Annotated in this window: 24 protein-coding genes and 1 pseudogene; 13 read left to right on the top strand and 12 right to left on the bottom strand. The window is 64.3% G+C overall.

Translation table 11 applies throughout. From position 1 onward, the window contains the following. Positions 1-105: 105 nt before the first annotated feature. The 3 genes and pseudogenes from OLW90_RS04440 to OLW90_RS04430 form a co-directional block, all read left to right on the top strand. Positions 106-906 (top strand): annotated as a pseudogene (locus OLW90_RS04440) (shikimate 5-dehydrogenase); the annotation flags it as partial. A 104-nt stretch (positions 907-1010) separates the two neighbouring features. Continuing rightward, positions 1011-1679 carry a hypothetical protein gene (locus OLW90_RS04435; RefSeq protein WP_319651552.1) on the top strand — a complete coding sequence of 223 codons (669 nt, stop codon included), beginning with the start codon at positions 1011-1013 and terminating at the stop codon, positions 1677-1679. A gap of 181 nt (positions 1680-1860) precedes the next feature. Then, positions 1861-5613 (top strand): multifunctional oxoglutarate decarboxylase/oxoglutarate dehydrogenase thiamine pyrophosphate-binding subunit/dihydrolipoyllysine-residue succinyltransferase subunit, encoded by a 3753-nt coding sequence (locus OLW90_RS04430; RefSeq protein WP_319651551.1) that lies wholly within the window; start codon positions 1861-1863, stop codon positions 5611-5613. A 97-nt stretch (positions 5614-5710) separates the two neighbouring features. Here OLW90_RS04430 and OLW90_RS04425 read toward each other — a convergent pair whose 3' ends face one another. Continuing rightward, positions 5711-6496 (bottom strand): hypothetical protein, encoded by a 786-nt coding sequence (locus tag OLW90_RS04425; RefSeq protein WP_319651550.1) that lies wholly within the window; start codon positions 6494-6496, stop codon positions 5711-5713. 25 nt (positions 6497-6521) lie between these two features. Beyond that, on the bottom strand, positions 6522-7016 hold the full coding sequence (locus tag OLW90_RS04420; protein WP_319651549.1) for a general stress protein: 495 nt from the start codon (positions 7014-7016) through the stop codon (positions 6522-6524). Positions 7017-7116: 100 nt separating this feature from the next. On the opposite strand from OLW90_RS04420, the gene OLW90_RS04415 reads away from it, so the two are divergent. Genes OLW90_RS04415 through OLW90_RS04405 form a run of 3 tightly spaced genes read left to right on the top strand, consistent with a single transcriptional unit; the run spans position 7117 to position 10164 of the window. Continuing rightward, positions 7117-8394: a magnesium transporter MgtE N-terminal domain-containing protein gene (locus tag OLW90_RS04415; RefSeq protein WP_319651548.1), complete on the top strand. Its 1278-nt coding sequence runs from the start codon at positions 7117-7119 to the stop codon at positions 8392-8394. A gap of 39 nt (positions 8395-8433) precedes the next feature. Beyond that, positions 8434-9003 (top strand): DUF1003 domain-containing protein, encoded by a 570-nt coding sequence (locus tag OLW90_RS04410; RefSeq protein WP_319651547.1) that lies wholly within the window; start codon positions 8434-8436, stop codon positions 9001-9003. 21 nt (positions 9004-9024) lie between these two features. Next, entirely contained in the window at positions 9025-10164 is a 1140-nt protein-coding gene (locus OLW90_RS04405) for an Mrp/NBP35 family ATP-binding protein (RefSeq protein WP_319651546.1), read from the top strand. Between the two features lie 33 nt (positions 10165-10197). On the opposite strand, the gene tatB is transcribed toward OLW90_RS04405, so the two are convergent. From tatB to sigE, 3 genes are read right to left on the bottom strand one after another with little or no spacing between them, the layout of a single operon-like run. Next, positions 10198-10677, bottom strand: coding sequence for a Sec-independent protein translocase subunit TatB (gene tatB, locus OLW90_RS04400; RefSeq protein ID WP_319651545.1), 480 nt, complete (start codon positions 10675-10677; stop codon positions 10198-10200). 7 nt (positions 10678-10684) lie between these two features. Next, positions 10685-11095, bottom strand: a complete 411-nt coding sequence (locus tag OLW90_RS04395) for a hypothetical protein (protein WP_319651544.1) — start codon at positions 11093-11095, stop codon at positions 10685-10687. A 29-nt stretch (positions 11096-11124) separates the two neighbouring features. Beyond that, the gene (sigE, locus tag OLW90_RS04390) at positions 11125-11763 is read right to left on the bottom strand and encodes an RNA polymerase sigma factor SigE (protein ID WP_319651822.1); all 639 of its coding nucleotides are present in this window, start codon (positions 11761-11763) and stop codon (positions 11125-11127) included. 129 nt (positions 11764-11892) lie between these two features. Here sigE and OLW90_RS04385 point away from each other — a divergent pair, with 129 nt between their 5' ends. From OLW90_RS04385 to OLW90_RS04370, 4 genes are read left to right on the top strand one after another with little or no spacing between them, the layout of a single operon-like run. After that, complete coding sequence (locus OLW90_RS04385; RefSeq protein ID WP_319651543.1) at positions 11893-12567, top strand: O-methyltransferase; 675 nt, start codon at positions 11893-11895, stop codon at positions 12565-12567. A gap of 41 nt (positions 12568-12608) precedes the next feature. Then, positions 12609-13361: an acetolactate decarboxylase gene (budA, locus tag OLW90_RS04380; RefSeq protein WP_319651821.1), complete on the top strand. Its 753-nt coding sequence runs from the start codon at positions 12609-12611 to the stop codon at positions 13359-13361. A gap of 37 nt (positions 13362-13398) precedes the next feature. Next, entirely contained in the window at positions 13399-14895 is a 1497-nt protein-coding gene (locus tag OLW90_RS04375; protein ID WP_319651542.1) for a glycoside hydrolase family 32 protein, read from the top strand. Continuing rightward, complete coding sequence (locus OLW90_RS04370; protein ID WP_319651541.1) at positions 14882-16216, top strand: hypothetical protein; 1335 nt, start codon at positions 14882-14884, stop codon at positions 16214-16216. The genes OLW90_RS04375 and OLW90_RS04370 overlap by 14 nt, the downstream gene beginning before the upstream one ends. A gap of 12 nt (positions 16217-16228) precedes the next feature. Here OLW90_RS04370 and OLW90_RS04365 read toward each other — a convergent pair whose 3' ends face one another. The 7 genes from OLW90_RS04365 to dapE form a co-directional block, all read right to left on the bottom strand. After that, on the bottom strand, positions 16229-17098 hold the full coding sequence (locus OLW90_RS04365) for a methyltransferase domain-containing protein (protein WP_319651540.1): 870 nt from the start codon (positions 17096-17098) through the stop codon (positions 16229-16231). 68 nt (positions 17099-17166) lie between these two features. Then, positions 17167-17337, bottom strand: coding sequence for a DUF3117 domain-containing protein (locus OLW90_RS04360; RefSeq protein ID WP_319651539.1), 171 nt, complete (start codon positions 17335-17337; stop codon positions 17167-17169). A 45-nt stretch (positions 17338-17382) separates the two neighbouring features. Further along, the gene (locus tag OLW90_RS04355) at positions 17383-17685 is read right to left on the bottom strand and encodes a DivIVA domain-containing protein (protein ID WP_319651538.1); all 303 of its coding nucleotides are present in this window, start codon (positions 17683-17685) and stop codon (positions 17383-17385) included. After that, positions 17682-18485 (bottom strand): glucosyl-3-phosphoglycerate synthase, encoded by an 804-nt coding sequence (locus OLW90_RS04350; RefSeq protein WP_319651537.1) that lies wholly within the window; start codon positions 18483-18485, stop codon positions 17682-17684. Before OLW90_RS04350 ends, OLW90_RS04355 begins: the two co-directional genes overlap by 4 nt. Further along, positions 18482-19333 carry a dihydropteroate synthase gene (folP, locus tag OLW90_RS04345; RefSeq protein WP_319651536.1) on the bottom strand — a complete coding sequence of 284 codons (852 nt, stop codon included), beginning with the start codon at positions 19331-19333 and terminating at the stop codon, positions 18482-18484. Before folP ends, OLW90_RS04350 begins: the two co-directional genes overlap by 4 nt. Continuing rightward, positions 19330-20139 carry a TIGR00730 family Rossman fold protein gene (locus tag OLW90_RS04340; RefSeq protein WP_319651820.1) on the bottom strand — a complete coding sequence of 270 codons (810 nt, stop codon included), beginning with the start codon at positions 20137-20139 and terminating at the stop codon, positions 19330-19332. The genes folP and OLW90_RS04340 overlap by 4 nt, the downstream gene beginning before the upstream one ends. A 573-nt stretch (positions 20140-20712) precedes the next feature. Next, on the bottom strand, positions 20713-21939 hold the full coding sequence (gene dapE / locus OLW90_RS04335) for a succinyl-diaminopimelate desuccinylase (RefSeq protein ID WP_319651535.1): 1227 nt from the start codon (positions 21937-21939) through the stop codon (positions 20713-20715). A 125-nt stretch (positions 21940-22064) separates the two neighbouring features. On the opposite strand from dapE, the gene OLW90_RS04330 reads away from it, so the two are divergent. From OLW90_RS04330 to dapD, 3 genes are read left to right on the top strand one after another with little or no spacing between them, the layout of a single operon-like run. Continuing rightward, the gene (locus OLW90_RS04330; RefSeq protein ID WP_319651534.1) at positions 22065-23450 is read left to right on the top strand and encodes an amino acid permease; all 1386 of its coding nucleotides are present in this window, start codon (positions 22065-22067) and stop codon (positions 23448-23450) included. A gap of 33 nt (positions 23451-23483) precedes the next feature. Beyond that, positions 23484-24869: an amino acid permease gene (locus OLW90_RS04325; RefSeq protein ID WP_319651533.1), complete on the top strand. Its 1386-nt coding sequence runs from the start codon at positions 23484-23486 to the stop codon at positions 24867-24869. Then, complete coding sequence (gene dapD / locus OLW90_RS04320) at positions 24866-25834, top strand: 2,3,4,5-tetrahydropyridine-2,6-dicarboxylate N-succinyltransferase (protein WP_319651532.1); 969 nt, start codon at positions 24866-24868, stop codon at positions 25832-25834. Before OLW90_RS04325 ends, dapD begins: the two co-directional genes overlap by 4 nt. Positions 25835-25893: the final 59 nt, after the last annotated feature.

The raw sequence follows: 25893 nt of genomic DNA, 5'->3' as shown, positions 1-25893 counted from the left end.
CGCACCAGACTAGCCCGCTTGCGCTACCCGCGCCCGTTACGCGCCGCTCCTCCACATTTACCCAGTTCATGCGCCCTGTCCCGCCCATGTTCTACGGTGGAGCACATGGTAAACCTCGTTGATCGCGACACCACCCTATGTATCTCCCTCGCGGCACGCCCCTCCAACCACGGGGTGCGCTTTCACAACTGGCTCTACGCCCAGCTAGGCCTGAATTACCTGTATAAGTCCATCGCCCCGGAGGACATCACCGCCGCCGTGGTGGGCATCCGGGGCCTAGGGATCCGCGGGGCGGGGGTGTCCATGCCCTATAAGCAGGAGGTCATTCCGCTGCTGGACTCGCTGGACCCCTCTGCCAAGCGGCTGGAATCGGTCAATACCATCGTCAATGACGGCGGGCGCCTCACCGGCTATAACACCGATTACCTCGCCGTGAAGTCCCTGGTGGAAACGCACCAGGTTGATCCCGCCCAGCCCGTGGCGCTGCGCGGTTCCGGCGGCATGGCCTCCGCCGTGGCCACCGCGCTCGCGGACCTGGGCTTCCACGGCACCATCGTGGCGCGCAATCACCTCACCGGCTCCCATCTGGCCTCCCGCCTGGGCTGGGACTACTCCACCGAGGTACCCGCCGAGGCCACGTTCCTGGTCAATGTCACGCCCCTGGGCATGCGCGGGGCGGACGAGGAGGTGCAGGCGTTTAGCGACGCCGACCTCGCCCACGCCAAGGCGGTATGCGACGTCGTGGCCATGCCCGTGACCACGCCGCTGATCCGCCGCGCCCGTACCCTGGGGCTACCCGTGATCCACGGTGGAGAGATCATCGCCTTGCAGGCCGCCGAGCAATTTGCTCTTTATACCGGGGTCACCCCCACCCCCGCGCAGGTGCGCGCAGCCGAGGAATACGCGGCTGCGGCGGATACCTCGACCACATCGCGCACCCACGCTACTCACGCCGCCCAGACGGCCCACGCTACCTCGGAATAAACGGATAATTTTCAAGGAGAATAGACATGTCAAACCTGCCCACCGAGGAACCCCGTAACCCCGCCGCCCGCGCCCTGGTCAAGGGGCTCGACCGCGCGGTGCGGATTCAGGCCTCCACGATTGAGTCCTACGTGGAGCGTCTCCGCGCCAAGAATCCCCAGGCCACGCCCGCAGAGATTCAGGAGAAACTGGACAAGCACTTCCTGCGCCTGGTTTCCGGTTCCGGCGCCTCCGCCGGTGGTGCCTCCGCCATTCCGGGCGTGGGCCTGCTCACCGGGGCCGCCGCGCTAAGCGCCGAATCCCTCGTGTTCCTCGACACCGCCGCCTTTTACGCCGTGGCCAGCGCCCACGCGCAGGGGGTGGACATTCACGATCCCGAGCGCCGCCGCATGATCGTGATGATGTGCCTGCTAGGGGCCTCGGGCACCGCCGTGGTGGACGCCCTCCTACCCGCCGGAGCCGATCGGCTTTCCGTCCCCAGCGTTTCTCGGCTCTCCGGTTCCGCCCTGGGGCAGATTAATAATCGTCTGCTGCGCACCGTGCTCAAGCGCACCACCAAGAAGATGGCCGGGGCCTGGGTGGGCAAGCTCATGCCGCTGGGTATCGGCGCGGTGGTGGGACTCATGGCCAATCGCAAGATCGCCAAGCGCATGATCCAGCACACCCGGGAGGCCCTTGCGGAACTGAAGGCCTAAAAAGTTCTGTTCACAATCCCCACATTTGGGGGAGGCCACTCCCACCCCGGAACCTCCATGACGTGCAAGTACCGCGCTCATGGCGGGGCCCGCCCCCGACATTTTCAAAGATCATTACAGTAGACAGATAAAGTCGAGTACGCGAGTACAACCCATCAATGAAATGAGGCGAGTAACTGCCGTGAGCAGCGCTAGCAACTTCGGCCAAAATCAGTGGCTGGTTGAACAGATGTACCAGCAGTGGCAGAAGGACCCGCAATCCGTGGACAAGGAGTGGCGCGATCTCTTTGCCCAGCAGGGGGATACCCCCACCGCCCCTGCTTCCGCTCCCACCCCGGCGTCCTCCGCCGCGGAACCCGCCACCAACCTCACCGATAAGAACGGCGGTGCGGGCAGTGCGGATAAGGCTTCCACCAAGCAGTCCGCGCCCCAGGCAGCCCGTGCCGAGCGGGCCCAGGCCCCGCGCAGTGGTTCCCCGGATCGTCCCAAGCCGGTGCGCACCAAGCCGGTTTCCCCGCTGGCGGATATTAAGGAACTCCCCGAGGCCGGGGCGGCGCCGCTCAAGGGCACGTTTAAGGCCATCGCCAAGAACATGGAGGAATCCCTCACGATTCCCACGGCCACCACGGTGCGCGATATGCCCGCCCGGCTCATGTTTGAAAACCGCGCCATTATCAACGATCACCTGCGCCGCACCAGCGGCGGCAAGATCTCCTTCACCCACATCATCGGCTGGGCGCTCATCAAGGCCACGCAGATTCATCCCTCGATGAATGTGCGCTACGAGCTTAACGACGCCGGCAAGCCCACCGTGGTCAATCCCGAGCACATCAACCTGGGCTTGGCCATTGATCTTCCGCAGAAGGATGGTGCGCGCGCCCTCGTGGTGGCCGCCATCAAGGAAACGGAAAAGATGAACTTCCACGACTTCGTGGATGCTTATGAGGACATCGTGGCGCGTTCGCGCAAGAACAAGCTCACGATGGACGATTTCCAGGGCGTGACCATCTCCCTGACCAATCCCGGCGGCATCGGCACCCGCCACTCCATCCCCCGCCTGACCAAGGGCCAGGGCACCATCATCGGCGTGGGAGCTATGGACTACCCCGCGGAGTTCGCCGGTGCCTCCACCGACCGCCTGGCGGAACTGGGCGTGGGCAAACTCGTCACCATCACCTCCACCTACGATCACCGCGTGATCCAGGGGGCGGAGTCCGGCGAGTTCCTGCGCGAGATGTCCCGCCTGCTGGTGGACGACGAGTTCTACGATGAGATCTTCAAAGCCATGGGGATCCCCTACTCCCCCATGCGCTGGGCGCAGGACGTGCCCAACCAGGGCATCGACAAGAACACCCGCGTGATCCAGCTGATCGAGGCCTACCGCTCCCGTGGCCACCTCATCGCGGATACCAATCCGCTGCACTGGCAGCAGCCGGGTCTGCCGGTGCCGGATCACAGCGACCTCAACATCGAGTCCCACGGCCTGACCATCTGGGACCTGGATCGCGTGTTCAACGTGGGCGGCTTTGGCGGCAAGGAGACCATGACCCTGCGCGAGGTTCTCTCGCGCCTGCGCGCCGCCTACACCCTCAAGGTGGGCTCCGAGTACATGCACATCATGGACAAGGACGAGCGCCACTGGCTCCAGGATCGCCTGGAGGCCGGTATGCCTAAGCCCACCACCGCGGAGCAGAAGTACATCCTGCAAAAACTCAACGCGGCCGAGGCCTTTGAGAACTTCCTGCAAACCAAGTACGTGGGCCAAAAGCGCTTCTCCCTGGAGGGCGCGGAGTCCCTCATCCCGCTCATGGATGCCTCCATCGACACCGCCGCGGGCCAGGGGCTCGACGAGGTGGTCATCGGTATGCCGCACCGCGGCCGCCTCAACGTGCTCTTCAACATCGTGGGCAAGCCGCTGGCTCAGATCTTCAACGAGTTCGAGGGCAACATGCAGCAGGGCCAGATCGGTGGCTCCGGCGACGTGAAGTACCACCTCGGCGCCGAGGGCGAGCACCTTCAGATGTTTGGCGATGGCGAGATCAAGGTCACCCTCACCGCCAACCCCTCTCACCTGGAGGCCGTGGACCCGGTGATGGAGGGCATCGCCCGCGCCAAGCAGGACATCCTGGACAAGGGCGAGGATGGCTACACCGTCATGCCGCTCATGCTGCATGGCGACGCCTCCTTCGCAGGCCTTGGCATCGTCCAGGAGACGCTGAACCTCGCGCAATTGCGCGGCTACACCGTGGGCGGCACCGTGCACGTGGTGGTGAACAACCAGATCGGCTTCACCACCACCCCGGATTCCAGCCGCTCCTCCTACTACTCCACCGACCTCGCCAAGGCCTATGACTGCCCGGTGTTCCACGTCAATGGCGATGACCCCGAGGCCGTGGTGTGGGTGGGTAACCTGGCCACCGAGTACCGCCGCCGCTTTGGCAAGGACGTGTTCATCGACCTCATCTGCTACCGCCGTCGCGGCCACAACGAGGCCGATGATCCCTCGATGACGCAGCCCACCATGTACGCCCAGATCGAGAACCGCCCCTCCGTGCGCGCCCAGTACACCGAGGACCTCATCGGGCGCGGCGACCTCAACACCGAGGACGCCGAGGCCGCCGCGCGCGACTTCCACGATCAGATGGAGTCCGTGTTCAACGAGGTCAAGGAGGGCGAGAAGAAGGCCGCCCAGGAGCAGACCGGCATTACCTCCTCTCAGCAGCTCACCCGGGGCCTGGATACCTCCATCACCCGCTCCGAGCTGGTGGAGATCGGTGAGGCCTACGCCAAGCCGGTGGACGGCTTTGAGTTCCACCGCCGCGTGAAGAAGGTGGCCGAGCAGCGCGCCGCCTCCGTCCGCGAGGGCGGCATCGACTGGGGCTGGGCGGAACTCATCGCGTTTTCCTCCCTGGCCAACTCCGGCAAGCTCGTGCGCCTGGCCGGTGAGGATTCCCGCCGCGGTACCTTCACCCAGCGCCACGCCGTGCTGTTTGATCCCAATACCGGCCAGGAGGCCAATCCCCTGGCGGACCTCGCCACCGCGAAGGGCCAGGGCGGCCGCTTCCTGGTGTATAACTCCGCGCTGACGGAATACGCCGGCATGGGCTTCGAGTACGGCTACTCCGTGGGCAACCCGGACGCCGTGGTGGCCTGGGAGGCACAGTTCGGTGACTTTGCCAACGGTGCCCAGACCATCATTGATGAGTACGTTTCCTCCGGCGAGGCCAAGTGGGGCCAGCTCTCCTCCGTGGTGCTGCTGCTCCCCCACGGCTACGAGGGCCAGGGCCCGGACCACTCCTCCGCCCGCATCGAGCGCTTCCTCCAGTTGGCCGCCGAGGGTTCCATGACCATCGCGCAGCCCTCCACCCCGGCCAATTACTTCCACCTCCTCCGCCGTCACGCGCTGGGTACCATGAAGCGCCCGCTGGTGGTGTTCACCCCGAAGTCCATGCTGCGCAACAAGGCTGCGGTCTCCGCGCCGGAGGACTTCACGGAGGTCACCTCCTTCCGCTCCGTCATCAACGACCCCAACAAGGTCGATCTCTCCGGTGCCGTGGTGGGCGATACCGATAAGGTGCGCACCATCTTGCTGGTCTCCGGCAAGCTCTACTGGGAGCTGGAGAAGCGCCGCGCCAAGGACAAGCGCGAGGACGTGGCGATCGTGCGCGTGGAGATGCTGCACCCGATCCCCTTCAACCGCCTGCGCGAGGCCTTCGAGTGCTACCCGAACGCCGAGGAGATCGTGTTCTGCCAGGACGAGCCCGCCAACCAGGGTCCGTGGCCGTTCCTCCACGAGCACCTGCCGGAGCTGATCCCCGACCTGCTGCCCATGCGCCGCGTTTCGCGTCGCGCTCAGTCCTCCACCGCCACGGGTATCGCCAAGGTGCACCAGGCGGAGCAGGAGCAGCTGATTAACGAGGTCTTTGGTAAGTAAGCCGCCCACAGTCCTGCTGCCTCACCATAAGTCAGGGGCCGGAGAGAACATCTCTCCGGCCCCTCGCTCTTTATTCATGCACGATTCGCGCACTCCCCTAGATCGTGGCGTTATTGCGGTACCACTCCTCCGCCGTGGCGGCCACGTCCCCGGATTCCATGGCCTCCTCCACCAGTGTTTCCACATCGTGCGTAGTAATCAGGCGGGTGAGGCGATTCATCTCCTTGAGTCCCTCGCGCCCCACGCTTAGTTTGCGGAATACCGGCAAGATGTTCTGCGGTAAAACGCTCGTCCCGGCCTCCTCGGAGGCCTCCGATTCCGCGCACCCCTGCGCGGGCGAGGGATCGGGCACCCCGTATTCATAGTCCAGGGTGCCCATCACAGCCTCATAGGTTCGCTGCATTCCCTCCTGGGAATTGGGGTTGGCCTCCCCGCCCTCAAGTTGCTCGGATAGTTCCGCCGCCTGGCTGGGAGAGGCGTGCGTGAGCAGTTCCCCCGTGCATCCCACTACCATGTCCACCCCCGGATCGCGCAGCCATTCCAGGCGATCCTCGTCGCTGCGCTCCTGGGTCTCCACGGTGGCGGCCACATTTTCCTCCGCCATCGCCATGCGATACAGGTGAGCGAGCGCCTGCTGCTCTATGGAATCGCTGGCGGCCACAATGTGGATCGCACCGGGAGTCTGCTGCTGCGCCTCGGGGCTCTCCGGTTCCGCCGCGGAACAGGCCGCACACGCCACGGCGGTCACGGAAAGAACAACACCCCCGCGCCGCGCTCCCCGCCGGGAGGCGCGGGAAGCACGAGAAACGCGGGGGGTACTGGGGCGAGGCCCCCGAGCAAACCCGGGCAGGAGGCGGAAGAGAGAGGCGGCGCGGCGTTTCATGCCGCACAATTCTACCCGCAGGTTTTTACTCGGACTGCGGCGCGGAACCCAGATTCATCTTGGCGATGGCGTCGCGCGCCTGGGGTGCCAGATCCGGCTCGCAGAGGACGTCGTATCGCCCAGCGACGATCCTGGTGGCGGAGGTGAAGTCCCGCTGCCCCTGACTCAGGGCGTAGGGCACGGCAGCCATGATGATGCCAAAGAACACGCCCATCACGATGCCGGTGAGGATGGGAAACAGGAAGTTTGATTCAAAAATGCCCAGCAGCAGGCCGATGAATATACCCATCCACGCACCGGAGAGCGCGCCGCCGCCGATCACGCGCCCCCAGGTGAGCCGCCCCGTCACGGACTCCACCTGCATGAGATCCACGCCCACGATGGTGAGTTTATCCACCGGGAAGTTGTTATCGGAGAGGGTGTCCACGGCCTTTTGGGCCTGGGCGTAATTGTCAAAGCTGCCCACGGGCCAGCCGGAGGGGCGTTCGTACAGGTTCAAAGCGGATTGCGGGGAAGTCATTGAGTAATTCCTTACAGCGTTATTGGTCTTTTCACGCACTTCAACGCCGTGACGCGAACAAAAGTTCCCCCGCCCCGCCCCTGCTGTACACTCTGCATTTATGAGTGCAGTCACCCGCGTATATTCCGGCAGGCTTTCCGGCATGGTGGTGCGCGGCCCGGATATGGACCCGATCGGCCGCGTGCGCGACGTCGTGGTCAATATCCGCCCGGAGGGACACACCTCCCGCGCCCTGGGCCTGGTGGTGGAGTTGGTGAACAAGCGCAAGATCTTCGTGCCCATGCTGCGCATCGCCGCCATCGAGCCCGGTGACATCACCCTGGCCACGGGTTCGGTATCCATGCGCTCCTTCCAGCCGCGCACCGGGGAACTCACCGTGATGGGCGATCTGGTGGGCTCGAAGATCCACACGGACGAGCCAGAATTGGAGCACCTGCACGGGCGCGCGGTGGAGATCGCAGACGTGGAGTTGGAGCGCACCCGCACCCGCGATTGGGTGCTCTCCCGCGTGGCCGTGTTCGGCGCGCGCCAGGGCTTCCGCTCCCGGGAGTTGTTCACCGTGGAGTGGCAATACGTGCACGGCATCACCGCCGCTGGCGTGGGCCGCACCGATACCCTGGCCGATACCATCGCCTCCTTTGAGGATATGCGCCCGGCGGACGTGGCCAATTACCTCCATTCCCTGCCCTCCACGCAGCGCAATCAGCTCGCCAATGAGCTTGACGACGACCGCCTGGCCGACGTCCTCCAGGAGATGCCCGACGAGCGCCAGGCGGAACTGCTCGAAACCCTCGACATCGAGCGCGCCGCCGACGTGCTGGAGGAGATGGACCCGGACGACGCCGCCGATATTCTCCAGGAACTCCCCGATAACACCGCCGAGGTGCTGCTGGAACTCATGGACCCGGAGGAATCCGCCCCGGTGCGCCGCCTGATGAGTTTTTCCCCGGATACCGTGGGCGCGCTCATGACCCCGGAGCCGCTGATCTTGAGCCCGCAAACCACCGTGGCCGAGGCCCTGGCCCTGGCCCGCGATCCCGAGTTACCCACATCCCTGGCCTCCCTCATCTTCGTGGTGCGCCCGCCCACGGCCACGCCCACCGGCCGCTACCTGGGCTGCGTTCACCTGCAAAAACTCCTCCGGGAGCCGCCGTCCACGCTCATCTCGGGAATCCTCGACCCCGACCTTCCCCCGCTGTATGCCGATGACGATCAGGAAACCGCCGCCCGGTACTTCGCCACCTATAACCTGGTGTGCGGCCCGGTGATCGACGAGGATAATCACCTGCTCGGCGCCGTGGCCGTGGACGATCTGCTGGATCACATGCTGCCGGAGAACTGGCGCGAGCACGGCCTGCGCCCCCATCAGCGCGGCTAATCCCCATCCACATCCCCCTCACGCCCAAGGAGAACCATCATGGCCGAGCGCGAGCGTATTCACTTCCTCGACACCCCGGTGGCCAAGTCCAAGCGCAAGTTCATCAATATCAACGATGACGCCGTGGGCGCGGTGGCGGAAAAGGTGGCCCGCTTCTTTGGCACGGGCAAGTACCTCATGTGGCAGACCGTCATTGTGATCGTGTGGATCGCGCTCAACGTCGGCGGCTTCTGGTGGAACTGGGACCCCTACCCCTTCATCCTGCTCAACCTCGCCTTTTCCACCCAGGCGGCCTACGCCGCCCCGCTGATCCTCTTGGCCCAGAACCGCCAGGAAGACCGCGATAAAGTCACCCTCAACAACGATCGCCGCCGCGCGGAGCAAACCAAGGCCGATACTGAGTTCCTGGCGCGGGAACTCGCCGGCGTGCGCCTGGCGGTGGGTGACATGGTCTCGCGCGATTACCTGCGCCACGAGTTAGAAGACGTCCACGCGCTGCTGGAGCGCATCGAGGCCAAGCTTGATGATGCCGCAGCTCAGGCCATGGAATCCCCCGCCGATCTGCGCGAGCCCACCCAGGGCGATCTGAGAGAGGAGACTCGCCCCTAGCGGGGAGTAAGGTGTGAGGTGATGTCTACCCTGAGCGAATCCGATGTACGCAAGGCCCTCTCCCGCGTGGAGGATCCGGAACTAGGCAAACCCATCACCGAGCTGGGCATGGTGAAGTCCATCGCCATCGACGGCGGTGCGGTGGCCGTGGAGATTTACCTCACCATCGCGGGCTGCCCCATGCGCGATACCCTGCAAACCAATACCCGTGCCGCCGTGGCCGAGATCCCGGGCGTGGAGTCCGTCACCGTCACCACGGACGTGATGAGTGATGAGCAGCGCCGCCAACTGCGCACCACCCTGCGCGGTTCCGGCAGCGAGCCGGTGATCCCCTTTGCCCAGCCGGACTCCACCACGCGGGTATTCGCGGTGGCCTCGGGCAAGGGCGGAGTGGGGAAGTCTTCCGTGACCGTGAACCTGGCCGCGGGGCTCGCCGCCAAGGGCCTGCGCGTGGGCATTGTGGATGCCGATATTTATGGCCACTCGGTGCCGCACCTGATGGGCTCGGATCAGGCCCCCACCGTGATGGAGGAGGACATGATCCTCCCCCCGATCGCCCACGGGGTGAAGTTCATCTCCATCGGGCAGTTCGTGGAGGGCAATGCCCCGGTGGTGTGGCGCGGCCCCATGCTGCACCGCGCTATTCAGCAGTTCCTCAGCGACGTGTTTTGGGGCGATCTGGACGTGCTGCTCCTCGATCTTCCCCCCGGCACGGGCGACGTGGCCATCTCGGTGGCGCAGTTGGTGCCCAACGCGGAATTGCTCATCGTCACCACGCCGCAGGCGGCGGCCTCGGAGGTGGCGGAGCGCGCGGGCTCGATCAGCCAGCAGACCCGGCAGCGGGTGTCCGGGGTGATCGAGAATATGTCCGCGATGGTGCTGCCCGATGGCACCACGATGGAGGTCTTTGGCTCCGGTGGCGGCGAGAAGGTGGCCAGCCGTTTGAGCACGCTCACCGGGGGCAGCGTGCCGCTGCTGGGGCAGATCCCCCTGGACCCGGCGCTGCGCGTGCACGGGGATACCGGCACCCCGGTGGTGTTGAGCGAGCCGGACTCCCCCGCTGGCCAGGCCTGCTCGGCCCTGGCGGAGAAATTGGCGGTGCGGCGGCAATCCCTGGCCGGGAGGCCACTGGGGCTGGGGGTCACCCGCTCCCCGCGTTAAGCACGGAGCACGGGGAACGCGAAGAGCGCGGGCTTACATAATATCGGCCCAGTTAAACTCCCCGCCCGCGGCTGCGGGAGGGGCCGAGCGGTGCTGCGGCGCAGCCTCAGGGGCGCGCCGAGACGAAGCAGCCGGAGCGCTGGGAGCCGCATGCGCAGCGGCCTCCCCGGTGGCCCGCCGGTGCGCCTGCCCCGCGGTTTCCTGAGCCATGACCTTCTTGGGATCAAAGGAATCCATGAACTCCTCGTCCCCATCAAAGAGCGCCTTGGTGATCGCCGCGCGCGGCCCCATGCGCTGCCATTTGGCCACCTCGGAGATGGGTTTGCGCAGTTCCTCGAACTCCGCGCCCAAATCCCCGTTGAGTTCCGCCTTGGCGTTATGAATGGCTTTGCGCGCCGCGTAAATTGCGGCGCGCACGTCCTGGATCAATCCCGGAAGCCGCTCCGGGCCGATCACGATGAGCCCCAGAATGAGAATCGCAAAAATCTCCGGCCAACCGATGCTCGAAAACACTATTCCATCACCGCAGCCCAGTGTTCTTGCGCATGGTGCGCATGAATACCTCTAACTTATCCAGCACCGTCTCCGGTTGCGGCGTGGGCACCGCCTCGGCGCCGGGGCCCGGAGCGCAGGCCCCCTTGGCGATGTCGTGGAGCCGTCCCAGCAGTTCGCGGGGCGGGCGGACGTCGGCGGTCCAGTTCGCCTCGTGCAGGGCCTCGGCGGCCAGGCGCTGCCGGTGTACCTCCCCCCGGCACTCCCCGCAATGTACGAGGTGAACGCGGGCGCGGTGAAGGGCAACCTCGCACAGTTCGCCGTCCACGAAGGCCGCCACCACCTCGGGGTTCAGATGATCCACCGAGGCAAAAACGCGGGGGCGCTTCTTGCGCGGCTGCCCTCCGCGGTGCTCCCGCTCGTGTGTATCAAAGCTCATGGTGCTCAACGCTACCCCTCCTTGCCCGATTAGCGCTGCGCGATCGGCAGCAGCAGGCGCGCGTCCTCGCTTCCCTCCGCCGCGTTTTCCAGGCTGGCGCGCAACTGCGAGCGGCCCCGGTGAATGCGCGAGCGCACCGTGCCCATCTTCACACCCAGGGTGTCGGCAATCTCCTCGTAGCTCATTCCCACCACGTCACAGAGCACCACGGCCACGCGAAAATCCGGGGCCAGTTGGTCCAGGGCCTCCTGAAGCACGGGGTTGAGGTGATTGACGTGGTAGGCCTGCTCGGGCGTCATGTCCGTGCCCGGCACCCGCTCGTAGTCCTCCGGTAGAGCCTCCATGCGGATCTTGTTGCGGTGGCGCACCATATCCAGAAAGAGGTTGGTGGTGATCCGGTGCAGCCAGCCCCGGAAGGTGCCCGGCTGGTAGTGCTTGAGCGAGCGGAACACGCGCATGAAGGTCTCCTGGGTGAGATCCTCGGCGTCGTGCTGATCGCCACTGAGGCGGTAGGCCAGGCGGTACACGCTATCGGCGTGCTCGGCCACGAGTTCACCCCAGGAGGGCATGTCTCCCGTTCCCGCATCGAACGCGGCGGTGCCGGTCAATGCCTCGGTGTCTCCCGGGGCGTCGGCAAGCATGGCGTTATCATCGCGTTCGTGCGTCATCATGGCCTCCATCTTGCCAAGTCGATCTCCCAAAGGCCATAGAGCCTCCGTAGAGGTACCTGTGAGGCACAAAAACATCCCCGCGCGCCCTGCCTCGGTGCGCCGCACGCCCGGCTTACACTAAGGGGCGTGACTGAAACAGCCTTCGATTCTCTCCGAGACTTCATCAATTCGCTCCCCGCCCAGGACGAGGGTCCGGAAGCGAGCGTCGATAAGGCCATTGCCGCGGCGCGGCGCGACGCCGAGGAGTACGGGCTCAACGCCCCCGATCACCTCACCGGAATGTTGCTAAGCACGCTGACGGCCGCCGGCGGCCGGGAAAAGTCCATGGGGGCCATCGCGCTGACCCCGGCGCTGGCTGTGGTGGGGCTGTACCTGCTGCGCGGTATGCCCGGGCAGGGCACGGTGACCTGTATCGACCCCGAGGCCGAGCACCAGCGCCAGGCCAAGGAATCCTTCCGCGCGGCGGGTTACCCGCCCTCGCGCGGACGCTTCCTCCCCTCCCGGCCACTCGACGTCCTCTCCCGCATGGCCCCCGCAAGCTATCAACTGGTCTATGCCGAGGTGGAGCCCGTGGATCTGCGCGCGGTGATCGACGCCGCCTGGCCCCTGCTCGTTCCCGGCGGCACGCTGGTGCTCGCGGACGCGCTTCTCGACGCCACCGTGGGCGATGCCTCCCGCAAGGATCAGGCCACCGTGGCCGCTCGCACCGCCCAGGAGCACCTGGGTTCCCTGGGCGAGCAGGCCCTGGTATCCCACCTGCCTTTCGGTGCGGGAATGACGCTGGTCACGCGCCTTTCTTAGCTTTCCTCCCCGCCTCCGTGCAGGAAATGGCGCGCGTGACTATCCTCGGGCGGCATGGGAACGGAAAGGCATTTCCCACGCAGCGGCATACCATTTTCCAGAACTCTTTGATGACGGCCCTCCTGGACGGCATTTACGATGGTGAAATGACCGTGGGCGAACTTCTCGGCCACGGCAATTTTGGTATCGGCACCTTTGATGCCCTGGACGGGGAAATGATTGTGCTCGATGGGGTGTGTTATCAGGTGCGCGGCGATGGCAGCGCCCGGCGCGCGACCCTGGATCAGCGCTCCCCGTTTACCGTGATGACCAATTTCGTCCCCCACATCACCGGGACTCCCCCGCCGGGGCTGCGCCGATCGGAACTCGCGGCCTTTATTGATGAGCTGCAACCCAGCGAGAATTACATGTATGCGGTGCGCATCACCGGGACGTTTAGCCAGGTCACGGTGCGTACCGTGACAAAGCAGTCCAAGCCATATCGCCCCATGATCGAGGCCACCGGCGACGATACCGAGCGGCATTTCCACCAGGTATCGGGGGTGATCGGAGGTTTCCGCACCCCGGTGTATGAAAAGGGCATTGGTGTGCCCGGCTGCCACGTGCATTTTCTGGATTCCCAGCGCAGCGCGGGTGGGCACGTTTTAGATTTCACGCTGGCCTCCGGGGTGGTGGAATTATGCCCCGGCACGGACCTTTCCCTGCGGCTCCCCCTCACCGCCGACTTTTCCCGGGCTATGCTCGCCCCCGAGGATTTAGAACAGCAAATCCACACCACGGAAATCAAGCAATAGTCTCCCCCACCTCATTATCACGAAAGGCGTTTTCACCATGAGCATCGAATACTATCGCCCCGAGCTTCACCTCACCGCCGAGGCCGGTGTGCTCGACGCCCCCGCCGCCGTCCTCCTCGACGGAGATACCTGGCACGTCTTTCACCAGTACCGCCCCCACCCCGCGGCGCCCGCCCGCTGGGGGCACCAGTTCTCCGAGGACACCCCCTACGAGTGGGAGGAGTGCGACGATGTGCTGGCCCCCGCCGAGGGCGAGGCCAAGGTGCGCGCGGGTTCCGTAGCCGCTATCGACGGCGGGCTGAACCTCTATTTCACCTCCGTGACCGAGCAGAGCGGCGCCCACCAGAGCACCGAGATTCACCTGGCCCGCATCGATAACCTCCCCGCCACCACCGCCGATCTCTCCGAGGATCCCCTGGCCGTGGATTCCCAGGTACGCCGCCTGGGCCCCGTGGTGGGCGATGAGACCGGGGCTCAGGCCGGAATCACCAACTTCCGCTCCCCCTGCGTGGTGCCGGATTGGGTGACCAACGAGGATCGCAACGAGGGGCACGCGGGCTGGCTCATGCTCGCCGTCACCGGCACGATGGCAGAACCCGGCCTGGCCATGCTCCATTCCGAGGACGGCCGAGATTGGCTATTCCAGGGCGTGCTGCGCTTCGAGGAAGAGACCGGGATCGATCCCCAATCCCGCATCGTCTCCCCGCGTATCCTGCGCCTGCGCGATGAAGTGGACGGCCAGATCCACGACGTACTCCTGGTGACCCTGGAGAGCGAGGGGATCGACGTCTCCGGTTACCTGGTGGGCCACCTGCACGAGGCCGTTTTTACCGTGAGCAGCCCGTTCCGCCGCATTGATTATGGCCACGACTTCACCCGCCCGCGCAACACCACCTTCACCTTCGGTACGATGGAGGAGGACGATCGCTTTGACCGCGCCGCGATCGTCGGCCAGCTCAACGGCGTGGGCCGCCTGGACGATCCCACCGCGCACCGCAGCCTGGCCGCCGAGGGCTGGGCCAACGCCATGTCCATTCCCCGCGTGACCACCCTCCAGGGCGGGGTGCTCTTCCAAACCCCCGCCGCCGGATTGGTGGAACAAATCACGCACACCCAGCGCGCCCAATCCTGGACGGGCCTGTGCGAGGTGCCGGAGGGATCCGAGGTCACCGTGGAGCTTATCGACGCCACCGGGGCCCCCGCCGCCAGCATCTCTCACCGAGGCTCCACCCTGGTGCTGGATCGCTCCATGAATCCCCATCACACCGGCGATGTTCCGGCCACCGCTCCCCTCGCCGAGGGCGATTCCGATTCCCTCACCATCATCGTGGACGGCTCCACCGTGGAGGTCTTTGCCGATGGCGGTGCCGTCTCCATGGCCAGCCGCGTGTACATCGAGGGCGGCTGCGCCGAGATCCGCGTGCACGAATCCGGGGCCGCTCGGGTGGAACGCTGCTTCCAGCGCTCCGCCGGTTCCCTGGATACCTCCCGGCTGCCCGACTGGGCGGAAGAGGAACTCGATGCGGAGTTCTAAAGGCCTCCTCGCCGCCACCGCGGTACTCATGATCGCCGCCTCCCCGGTGGGCGCCACCGAGGGATTCGTGCGCATTGACGATCCTGGATACCGCCTCGATGCCGACGATACGCAGCGGCTGGAAGCCGAAACCCCCGGCTTAGGCCTGCCGGAGTCCGTGACCCAGGTGAATTACGTGGTGGTAGATCACCTGGGCTCCTCCTTTAACGACGCTTTCCTGGACTGGATAGGAGAACACCGCCCCGATCTGGTTCCCCAGGGAACCGGCGAGGGAAAGACGTGGGCCCCGGGCAGCCTCATCGTGTCCGCCGATATGGCCGACCGCAACATGGGTATCTACTGCGCCGATCAGGTGTGCGAGGACCTGCACCTCAATGAGGAATCCCACCGGGAATCCGCGCTCTCCGCCATGCAGCCCGCGCTGCGAAAGGACGATATAGCCCAGGGCTTTCTGGACGGGCTCCACGCCGCCACGGCTCAGCCGGAGGACGAAGACTTTCCGTGGACGATCCTCGGGGCCCTCGCGGGCGGCGGGGCCGGGCTCGGGGCGCTACTCCTTGGTATTTTCCGCCGCAGGAACGCCCAAACTGCCAGGACGCGCTACGAGGAACTGCGCTCGGAATACGCGCACCTGGCACTCACCGTGCCGCGCAGCACCGAGGAACTGCGTGGGCTGCGTTCTCCCCTGGCCTCCGAGGATCTGCGGGAACGCTGGGATTCCCTGAGTACGCGGTTTTCCGCACTGCCCCAGGAGATGGATTCCTGGGGCCTCACCCCGGATTCCCCCAATAAGCAATTCCGCCGCCACAGCAAGGACATCGGCCGGGCCCACGCGCTCATGGGTTCCCTGCGCTTGGCGGGCCAGCAAATCACACTCCTGGCCAAGATCGAGCGTGGCGACGCCACCGCGCGCGAGGCGGAGGCGATCCGCCTGGAAAAGGATATTGAGAGCGCCCTCGACCACGCCAAGAGTTCACGGGTACAAGACCTCGCCCACCGCGCCGCGGAGTTACGCTCCGATCTCTCCGCCGAGGACTTCCCCGATCGTTACGCCGCCCTGCTCCGCGACTACGCCGAGGCAATCCGCGATATACGGGACACGGACTTTGCCGAAACCTCCGATACGCACCGCGTGCCCCGACTTGGCGACTCCGACTGGCGTCCGGGCTACGGAGTCCACTCCTTCGTGCCCTTCATGCTGGTGCACAGCTGGTACCTCAGCGATACCAGCGATTCCTCCGGCGGCTCCGGCTCCACCAGCGCGGTGAACACCACCTTTAGCAGTGGCTTCGCCGGGGGTGGCGGCTCCTCTAGTTTCTAGCGCTCTAGTTTTCTAGCGTGCGCGGCCCAGCCGCGTGATGGTCGCCCGGGCTGTGACCGTCATCGTGGGCGGCAAGGCGGCAATCCGGCGCTGCAACTCCGCAGGCTCGATGTGCCGGGCGGAGGGGCTCATACCGATCTGCGCCGCGATGGAATCCTGATCCAGCGTCATGGGGAACTCGATGGTACGGGGCTGCGCCACCGGGACAAGATGCCCGGCCGCCTGCTCGATAAGGCGATCCACCTTGCCCTTTTCCACATCAATGATCCCCAGCGGCTCGCGCAACTCAGCAAGGTGTCCGGTATCGGCCGTGAGCACCACCGCCTCGCCGCGCTCGGTGAGCACGCGGGCGAACTCCTCCGCATTACGGGGAGCAAAGATCACGGTGATCACGTCCACCGAGGAATCGCGCAGCGGAAGGCGCGACCACGCATCCGCCACCACCGCCCCTACTCGTGGATGGCATTTGGCCAGGTGCTTCGCTGCGGGCATGGATACATCAAGGCCCACACCCCGGGCCCCCACCACGGTGTCAAGGGTATGGGAAAGATAATAGCCGGTGCCCGCGCCGACCTCGCAGATCACGGGCTCGGCGTCATCGGGAACCTGGGCGGCATCGAGGGCATCATCCACGGCGTGCGTCACCGCCTCCACGAAGGGGGCGAAGTGCCCTCGGCTTAAGAAGGTCTCCCGATTGCGCACCATGTCCATATCATCGCCGGAATGACGCAACCCCGAACCCCCGGCCAGGGTAACGTAACCCTGGCGGGCGATGTCATAGCTATGGCCAGACTCGGATTCTAGGCGCCGAAAATCATCGGCCCCGCGCAGGGGCGTCCCGTCAATGGGATCGGCCAAAACGTCAATGACATCGTGCAGCATGTGGGGCGGCTACTCCTGTCCGGGGTCGTGGGGTGATACTCCCCACAGGATATAAGGTGACTCTCTTCTTAGGACTCAGCGGCCTGGCTAAGCAACTCTCCCAGTTCCGCCGCCTCCTCGTGCGTCATCTCCACCACGAGCCTTCCACCACCATCGGAGGGGATACGCATAACGATCTTGCGGTTTTCCACCACGGCTTCCATCGGACCGCCACCAGTACGCGGCTTCATCGCTGCCATTTCACCAAGGCTCCTTGATACTTTTCTTCAGGTACCCCAACAAGCCTAGTCACTTTTCACCTGCTCGCGCTGGGCGGCCTGCTCCTCCAATGCCTTAATGCGTTGCCATAAGGCTTCCACCACCGCGTCCACCTGATCAGGGCGATAACCGCGAATAACCAGGTCAAAGCGCACATCGTCCAGGTCGCCCCGATCCAGGGCCTCCTGATTATGCTCGCGCACCCGGGCTTGGTCCAGCACCGGGGCGTCCACCTCTCCGCGCCCGAATATCCGCCCCCAGGCCCACGTGCCCACCACGGTGAGCGCTCCCAGAACCAGGATCAGCAATATCCACATCAAAAACATCATGGGGCAAGGCTCCTTTTATCGGTACTCAGCATGGTGGAAAGCGGTGGGCGTTGAGGCACTTCCTGCTCTCCTACCCCGGCGCGCCCAAGGATCGTGGCGGCCACGAGGTGCGCCATCGGCCCAAGTTCCGCTAGCGGGCGATTCCTATGGTGCCTTACGCCCAGATCCACCTGCGCGATGGCCTCCTGCCCGTAGCGCCGGGCGACGTCGATAAGCAACCCCGCCTCTACCCCGTACCCTGCGACAAAGGGGAGTTCTAAGGCCGCGCTGCGGCGCAGGGCGTACTCCCCGCCGAGCGGCTGCTGAATCCCCCTGACCTGTGGAAACAATGCCGCTAGGAGGGGCTTGGCGGTCAATTCCGTGACGCGGCCACCCGAGCCCTCCTGACCGTGCAGGGCGCGGACATAATGCGCCTTGACCATCTGCACCTGGGGATTGGCAAAGGGGCTACTCAACGCGCGAACCATGCCGGGTTCCACAGCCGTGAGATCTGCGTCCAGGAAAACCACGACCTCCCCGGAAGCCGCCGCCACTCCGCGCCACAGCGACTCCCCCTTCCCCGGCACCGTGGACACCTCGGGAAGCACCTCGCGCCAATTCACCACCGTGGCCCCGGCCTCGGCGGCGCGCCGAGCGGTGGCGTCCCGCGAATCCGCATCTATCACCAGCACCTGCCCCGGGCGATCGGCCAGGGCCGCGCGCACCACGCGCGCCACCGTGGCCTCCTCGTTAAGAGCGGGAATCACCACGCTCACGTGCGCTAATCCAGCGTGTGCTCCCGCCTGCCCCGGGGAACTCATGCCAGACCTCGCATGGTGGACAAGGGAGCCATCGTGCCCTGAATGGCCGCAGTCATGCGGATCACGTCCAGGGTCTGTGCCACCTCGTGCACGCGAAACGCCGCCACCCCGTGCTGGGCGGCCCAGGCCGTGGCCGCCAGCGTCCCGGCCACGCGCTCGCGGACAGGGCGATCCACCGTCTCTCCCACGAAATCCTTATTGGAAAGCGCCATGAGCACCGGCCAGCCGGTATCCACCAATTCCTTCACGCGCCGCAGCAATTCCAAGCCATGAAAGGAGTTTTTGCCAAAGTCATGGGTGGGATCGATAAAGATTTTTTCCGGCGGCACCCCACAGGCCACGGCGCGCTCGGCCAGGGCGGTGGTTTCCTCAATCACGTCCGCCACCACGTCGTCATAATGCACCCGGTGCGGGCGTGTGCGCGGGGTGGCCCCGCCCGTATGAGAACACACATAACCCACGCCGTGCGCCCCCGCAACCTCCACCAATTCCGGGTCAGCACCGGCCCACGTATCGTTTACCAACCCGGCACCGGCGGCGATGGCCTCGGTGGCCACCTCCGCACGCCAGGTATCCACGGAAATCAAAGCCTCGGGGTGCCTGCGGTGCAGCTCCGCGATCACCGGAATGATGCGCCGGGACTCCTCTTGCGCATCCACCAGCGGCCCCGGGCCCGCTTTGACACCGCCGACGTCGATGATCGAGGCACCCTGCTCTAGCATCTCCTCCGCGCGATCCAGCGCCTCTTCATGCCGATAGGTTGCGCCCTTGTCATAAAAGGAATCCGGGGTGCAATTAACAATCGCCATGACCTGCGGAATCACCGTGGGTGCCTCTGCGTGACTCATTGCTTGCTTTCTCCTCGCTGCTGCGCGGTGCTGTATTGCGCGGTGCTGTGCTCTCCGCCGCTGTGTTCTGCGGTGGCTTCCGGGGCCGTGCCCAACACCGCCTTATGCACCGAGCGAATGTGCTCCACGGCCTCAGAAACGGAATCGGTCACCAGAAAAAGATGAGCGTCATCGGGAGCGATCATCTTTTCCTCCACCAAGCGGTGCCGTATCCACTCGATCAAACCACCCCAATACTCCGTGCCCATGAGCACAATGGGGTAATTGCTCATCTTCCCCGTTTGCACCATGCACAGCACCTCAAACAACTCGTCCAAAGTGCCCAGGCCGCCCGGCAAACACACAAAGCCCTGGGAGTACTTGAGGATCATCACCTTGCGCACGAAGAAATAGCGGAAGTTCAGCCCCACATCCACCCACTCATTAAGGTGCTGCTCGTGCGGCAATTCAATGCCCAGGCCCACGGAAAGCCCACCGGCCTCCTGCGCCCCACGGTTGGGGGCCTCCATCAGGCCCGGCCCGCCACCGGTAACCACCGCATAGTGTGCCTCCGCTAGCGCTCGCCCCACTTCCACCCCCAAGGAATAATACGGGTGCGCTTTATCCACGCGGGCAGAGCCAAAAACGCTCACGGCAGGTGGAAGATCGGCTAACGCATCAAACCCGGAAACAAACTCCGATTGAATTCGCAGAATCCGCCAGGGATCGGCGTGCATCCAATCATGATCCGCCCGCAATTCCAAAAGGCGCTGATCATACGTGGACTCCTGATCTCCCGTGGAGCGGAGCAGGAGCGGCCCGCGCAGAGTGCGCTTTGCTCCCGTGCCCCCGTGCCCGTCACGATCTCTGCCGCCACCATCCCCGGTGCCATCCGGCTTCTCATCACCACCGATATTGTCGCCGCCGGTATTGTCGCGGACGTTCTCGCTGGCGTATGCACCAGCGTGCTCGCCGGAGGTTAGTGCCTCTTTCTTATCGCTTTCGGTCTGAGAACTCATTTCTTCCATCTTGTCTGACACAACCTCCGAACCTAGCCGATACTGAATCCCCATGCCCCACAGCGGGCTTTGCTGCTTGTTGTCATTTCCGCAATTTTCTTGAATCCCTTATGGTGCGGTGCTCCGTCGCACGGGACGAGACAGCAGGGTATTGGGATTCTCAGCTTCCCCATAGTGCTCGCTCACCACGTAGCGCCCGCTCACCGTGGATTGGCGCACGAGTGCCCTCTCCCGATCTTTCAAAACAGGCCACCAGAACCACCTTTCTCCTAGAATCGGCGCGCGGAACGCCTGGGAAGAATCACCCAATCGGGATTACACTGCAAGAATTACCCTGCAAGGATCACCGGAGTGAGCTATCTCGCTCCACCGCTCTCCTCATCAAGCACCCGTGAGATACCTGTGCAATACCTCGGACACCGCACTGATGTGCTCCACGGGGCACTGCTCATCCTTCTTATGCGCGTATCCGGGATCTCCACACCCAAAGTTCACCGCCGGAATCCCCAACTGTCCAAACCGAGACACATCGGTCCAGCCATACTTCGCGCGTACCTGCCCGCCCACGGCCTGCACCAGGTCCTGCGCCGCCGGGGCACCCAATCCCGGTGCCGCCGCTCCGGCCACGTCATCCACCTCGTAGCTCAGGTTCTCCTCCCCCTCAATTCCCAGTACCTCCAGCAGATGTTCCATGGCCTGCTCGCTGGTGCGATCGGGAGCAAAGCGGAAGTTCACAAAGAACCACGCTTCATCAGGAATCGTGTTATTAGCCACACCCGCCTCTAGGCGCACCACGTTGAGCCCCTCCCTATACACGCAACCATCTATCTCCACGGCCTCACGCGGGGTGTATTGCGCAATCCTTTCTATGACGGGACTGAGCCGGTGGATGGCGTTATCCCCCAACCAAGCGCGCGCCGAATGAGCGCGAGCGCCGGTAGCCTGCACCCGCAACCGAATGGAGCCCTGGCAACCCGCCTCGATCATGCCCCCGGAGGGCTCACCCAAGAGCGCTATATCACCACGCAACCACTCCGGATGCTCCTTTTCAATGTGCCCCAAACCATTAAACTCAGTGGCCACTTCCTCCCCCTCATAGGCGATGAAGGTGAGATCGTGGCGCAGGTTTTCTGCCCCGGCTAAGGAAGCAAAAGCCTGCGCATATACCGCTAAACCGGACTTCATATCCACCGTTCCGCAGCCAAAGAGGGTGTCCCGCCCCTGTGCATCCTCGCCCCTGCGGTGGGGAACGTTATCCGCCAGCGGCACCGTATCAAGGTGCCCCGCCAGAATGACCCTTGATCCCAGCCCTCGATGGGTGCGGGCCAACACATTATTGTGATATCGCAGCACTTCCACCTCGGGAGGCACCGTGGCGCGTAAGGCGCTTTCTAGCGCGTTGGCAATATCTTCCTCGTGGTGGGAAGGGCTGGCGATGTCCACGAGCGCGGCGGTGAGCGCGATCGGATCGCCCGTAAGGTCAAGGAGCTGCGCCTGCCCAAAACCGTTTTCAGCATTGCCGCCGTCAGCTTTGTGCTCACGGTGGGGGGAAGTGCGGGTAGAGGCATGGGTGGAAGAGCCGGAAGAAGAATCCAATGAAGCGTTCATGCCCACCGAGCGTAGAGGGCTGGCGGGACACCGTCCGCCATTTCACCCCCTTTTTCCTCCCCCGTTATCGAACAAAAGGGGGTACCCGGTGGGAGGTGGTCACGCGGCAGTTATACAGTTTGTGCATGTCCACCTCGACAAACACCGGCCTGGGCCACGGCCTACGCACCCGACACCTCACCATGATGGGCCTGGGGTCCGCCATCGGTGCCGGCCTCTTTTTAGGCACCGGGGTAGGGATACGCGCCGCTGGCCCCGCGGTGCTCATCGCCTACCTCATCACGGGCATCATCACTGTGCTTATCATGCGCATGCTCGGGGAAATGGTAGCCGCCCGCCCCTCCTCTGGTTCCTTTTCCGATTATGCTGAGCAAGCCTTTGGCCGGTGGGCAGGGTTTAGCGTGGGCTGGTTGTATTGGTTCATGATGGTGATGATTATGGGCGCGGAAATGACCGGCGCCGCCGCCATCATGGCCTCATGGTTTGGGGTGCCCGCTTGGATTCCGGCTCTTGTCTCCGTGGTGATTCTGGCGGCCGTCAATCTCCTTTCCGTGCGGGGTTTTGGTGAATTTGAGTTTTGGTTTGCCTTTATCAAGGTGGCGGTGATTATCGCTTTCTTGGTCATCGGCGCGCTCCTTATTTTTGGTGGGCTGCCCGGACACAGTTTTGTGGGCACTCAGAATTTTCTGGGCGAGCATGGCTTCATGCCTCACGGCTGGTCTGGCGTAGCCGCGGGGCTTCTCGCCGTGGCCTTTGCTTTCGGCGGCATTGAGATGGTCACCATCGCGGCCGCCGAGTCCGAGGATCCGCAGCGTTCCATCACCACGGCGGTCAATTCCGTGATCTGGCGCATCGGTATCTTCTATATCGGCTCGGTGCTGGTCATCGCCTTCCTGCTCCCCTTTGACACGCTCGGAGGTGCCAATAGCGCGGCCGATTCTCCCTACACCCTAGTGCTAGAACAAGCACAGATTCCCGGCGTGGTGGGATTCATGGAAGTGGTGATTGTGGTGGCTCTTCTCTCCGCATTCAACGCACAACTTTACGGTTCCTCCCGCCTCTGTTACTCCCTGGCCCAACGTGGCGATGCCCCCGCGATCTTCGCGCGTACCGGGAATAATCAGGTCCCCACGCCCGCACTTTTACTCTCCGTATTCTTCGCCTTCGCCTCGGTGGGGCTGCAATGGTGGAATCCCACCGGCCTACTGGATTTCCTCCTCAACGCCGTGGGAGGTTGCCTCGTGGTGATCTGGGTATCCATCATCGCCTCATATTTGCGTCTGCACCCCCAGTTAGTGCGCAATGGAGAGATCGCCGGTGTGGAAATGTGGGGTTATCCGTGGGCCGCGTGGGGAACTCTGCTGGCTGTCATCGCCATCGTGACGCTCATGCTTGCCGACGCCGCCGCCCGCACGCAGGTATATGCCGTGCTGGTGATCTGCGGTGTCATCCTGGCGATAGCGTTTTTCACGCGCCGACCGGCTACATTAAGCGGAACCGCACATCACTAAGCACGTAGAAAGCTCCCAGCAAAAGGATCACTAATGACTAACCAGAACGACGCAACACAGTTGGGGAGCGGGCTAAAAACCCGCCACCTCACCATGATGGGTCTCGGTTCTGCCATCGGCGCCGGACTCTTCCTGGGTACCGGAGTGGGAATCCGTGCCGCCGGCCCCTCCATTCTGCTCGCCTACATCATCGCCGGGGCCGTGGTCATGGCCGTGATGTACATGCTGGGGGAAATGGCCGCCGCCCGCCCCGCCCCCGGTTCCTTTGCCACCTACGCGCGCGCGGCTTTCGGCCCGTGGGCCGGTTTCACCCTGGGTTGGTTATTCTGGTTCATGATGATCATGGTGCTGGGCGCGGAAATGACCGGCGCCGCCGCCATCATGGCCTCATGGTTTGGCGTGGAACCCTGGATACCCGCGCTGGTGTGCGTCACCCTGTTTGCCATCATCAACTTGGCAAAGGTCAGCGGCTTTGGCGAGTTCGAGTTCTGGTTCGCTTTCATCAAGGTCAGCGTGATTATCCTCTTCCTGGTTCTGGGCGTTCTGCTTATCTTCGGGATTCTCCCCGGCCATGACTTCGTGGGTACTCAGCACTTTTTGGGAGATGGCGGCTTCATGCCCAACGGTATTCCCGGCCTGGCCGCAGGCTTGCTGGCCGTGGCCTTCGCCTTCGGCGGCATTGAGATCGTGACTATCGCGGCAGCGGAATCAGAGAACCCGCAGCACGCCATCAAAACCGCCATTCGCTCTACCCTGTGGCGTATCGGCCTGTTCTACCTTGGCTCCGTCTTGGTCATTACCTTCCTGCTTCCCGCCTCCCAGATAGGCGGCGCGGAAACGGCCGCAGAGTCTCCCTTCACCCAGGTGCTCAAGATTGCCGATATTCCCGGCGTGGTGGGCTTCATGGAGGCCGTGATCGTGGTTTCCCTGCTTTCCGCCTTTAACGCTCAGATTTACGCCAGCTCCCGCATGGCCTACTCCCTGGCCGCCGAGGGCCATGCCCCCGCCGCACTGGGCAAACTGAGCAAGGACAACGTGCCCTTCAACGCGGTGCTGCTCTCCATGGTTTTTGCCTTCGCCTCGGTGGGCTTGCAGTGGTGGAATCCCACCGGCCTGCTGGACTTCCTCCTCAACGCCGTGGGTGGCATCCTCATCGTTATCTGGATCATGGTGGCGGCTAGTTACCTCAAACTCCACCCACAGTTAGAGCGCAACGGGGAACTCTCTACCGTGCGGGTATGGGGCTACCCCTGGTTGGGTTGGGGCACCATCGCCGCGCTCCTGGCCTTCGTGGTCCTCATGCTCTTTGACGATGGTTCCCGCTCCCAGATTTTCTCCGTGCTCGTGATGATGGCCGTACTCATTGTGCTGTCCTTTCTCACGAACCGTGGTTCCACTCAGGTAGGTTCAAAGGCATGACTTCTGCTTCTGCTCAAGGAATAGCCACCCTTACTCACGACGGCACCGTGCTCGACGTGTGGTTCCCCGCCCCACAACTGCACGACACCCCACTGACCGCAGGCACGGATCGCCTCAACGAGACCCCCGCCCACCTCACCGCGCTCACCGGCCCGGACGAGGATCGTGGCGTAGCTCGCGTGGCGGTGGAGACCCGCATTGCCTCCCTGGATGAGGCCCCTGCCGACGCTTATGACGCCTACCTGCGCCTGCACCTGCTCTCCCACCGCCTGGTGCGCCCGCACGGGCAAAACATGGACGGTATCTTCGGCCTCCTGGCCAACGTGGTGTGGACGAATTACGGCCCCTGCACTCCCGCCGATTTCCAAATGGTGCGGGCCCGCCTTGCCGCGCGCGGCCCGGTAACCGTGTATTCCGTGGACAAGTTCCCGCGCATGGTGGATTACGTGGTTCCCACCGGCGTGCGCATCGGTGACGCCGATCGCGTGCGCCTGGGTGCCCACCTGGCCGAGGGAACCACCGTCATGCACGAGGGTTTTGTGAACTTCAACGCGGGCACCCTGGGAAACTCCATGGTAGAGGGCCGCATTTCCGCCGGTGTGGTAGTGGGCAATGGTTCTGATGTGGGCGGCGGAGCCTCCATCATGGGCACGCTCTCCGGTGGCGGCAAGGAGGTCATCTCCATCGGTGAGCGCTGCCTGCTGGGCGCCAACGCCGGCGTGGGCATCTCCCTCGGTGATGACTGCGTGGTGGAGGCCGGCCTGTACGTCACGGCCGGTACCAAGGTTTCCGTATTTGGTGCTGTGGCCCAGGCCGCCGGGGTCGAAGATGGCTCCGCCGTCAAGGCTTCCGCTCTTTCCGGCGCCTCCGGTGTGCTCTTCCGTCGCAACTCCGTCTCCGGCGCTGTGGAGGCCACCCCCTATACCTCCTCGGTATCCCTCAATGAGGAACTGCACGCTAACTAAGTAAAGCGCCCGCTAGAGGGCCGCCCCCCGGTATAGATACGCCGAGGGAGCGGCCCTCT

Source organism: Corynebacterium sp. 21KM1197, assembly GCF_033783015.1.
In the GTDB taxonomy this organism is placed as follows: Bacteria; Actinomycetota; Actinomycetes; order Mycobacteriales; family Mycobacteriaceae; genus Corynebacterium.
This window is presented reverse-complemented; position numbering and strand designations above follow the sequence as displayed.

What these genes read in the sequence shown, in the direction of transcription:
- OLW90_RS04415 (WP_319651548.1), top strand. Translation starts at nt 7,117, where the DNA reads ATGAGTGCAGTCACCCGCGTATATTCCGGCAGGCTTTCCGGCATGGTG.
- OLW90_RS04425 (WP_319651550.1), bottom strand. Translation starts at nt 6,496, where the DNA reads ATGAAACGCCGCGCCGCCTCTCTCTTCCGCCTCCTGCCCGGGTTTGCT.
- OLW90_RS04330 (WP_319651534.1), top strand. Translation starts at nt 22,065, where the DNA reads ATGTCCACCTCGACAAACACCGGCCTGGGCCACGGCCTACGCACCCGA.
- OLW90_RS04360 (WP_319651539.1), bottom strand. Translation starts at nt 17,337, where the DNA reads ATGGCAGCGATGAAGCCGCGTACTGGTGGCGGTCCGATGGAAGCCGTG.
- OLW90_RS04435 (WP_319651552.1), top strand. Translation starts at nt 1,011, where the DNA reads ATGTCAAACCTGCCCACCGAGGAACCCCGTAACCCCGCCGCCCGCGCC.
- OLW90_RS04405 (WP_319651546.1), top strand. Translation starts at nt 9,025, where the DNA reads ATGTCTACCCTGAGCGAATCCGATGTACGCAAGGCCCTCTCCCGCGTG.
- OLW90_RS04375 (WP_319651542.1), top strand. Translation starts at nt 13,399, where the DNA reads ATGAGCATCGAATACTATCGCCCCGAGCTTCACCTCACCGCCGAGGCC.
- sigE (WP_319651822.1), bottom strand. Translation starts at nt 11,763, where the DNA reads ATGACGCACGAACGCGATGATAACGCCATGCTTGCCGACGCCCCGGGA.
- OLW90_RS04365 (WP_319651540.1), bottom strand. Translation starts at nt 17,098, where the DNA reads ATGCTGCACGATGTCATTGACGTTTTGGCCGATCCCATTGACGGGACG.
- OLW90_RS04325 (WP_319651533.1), top strand. Translation starts at nt 23,484, where the DNA reads ATGACTAACCAGAACGACGCAACACAGTTGGGGAGCGGGCTAAAAACC.
- OLW90_RS04355 (WP_319651538.1), bottom strand. Translation starts at nt 17,685, where the DNA reads ATGATGTTTTTGATGTGGATATTGCTGATCCTGGTTCTGGGAGCGCTC.
- OLW90_RS04395 (WP_319651544.1), bottom strand. Translation starts at nt 11,095, where the DNA reads ATGAGCTTTGATACACACGAGCGGGAGCACCGCGGAGGGCAGCCGCGC.
- dapD (WP_319651532.1), top strand. Translation starts at nt 24,866, where the DNA reads ATGACTTCTGCTTCTGCTCAAGGAATAGCCACCCTTACTCACGACGGC.
- OLW90_RS04370 (WP_319651541.1), top strand. Translation starts at nt 14,882, where the DNA reads ATGCGGAGTTCTAAAGGCCTCCTCGCCGCCACCGCGGTACTCATGATC.
- OLW90_RS04410 (WP_319651547.1), top strand. Translation starts at nt 8,434, where the DNA reads ATGGCCGAGCGCGAGCGTATTCACTTCCTCGACACCCCGGTGGCCAAG.
- folP (WP_319651536.1), bottom strand. Translation starts at nt 19,333, where the DNA reads ATGAGTCACGCAGAGGCACCCACGGTGATTCCGCAGGTCATGGCGATT.
- dapE (WP_319651535.1), bottom strand. Translation starts at nt 21,939, where the DNA reads ATGAACGCTTCATTGGATTCTTCTTCCGGCTCTTCCACCCATGCCTCT.
- OLW90_RS04420 (WP_319651549.1), bottom strand. Translation starts at nt 7,016, where the DNA reads ATGACTTCCCCGCAATCCGCTTTGAACCTGTACGAACGCCCCTCCGGC.
- OLW90_RS04350 (WP_319651537.1), bottom strand. Translation starts at nt 18,485, where the DNA reads ATGAGTTCCCCGGGGCAGGCGGGAGCACACGCTGGATTAGCGCACGTG.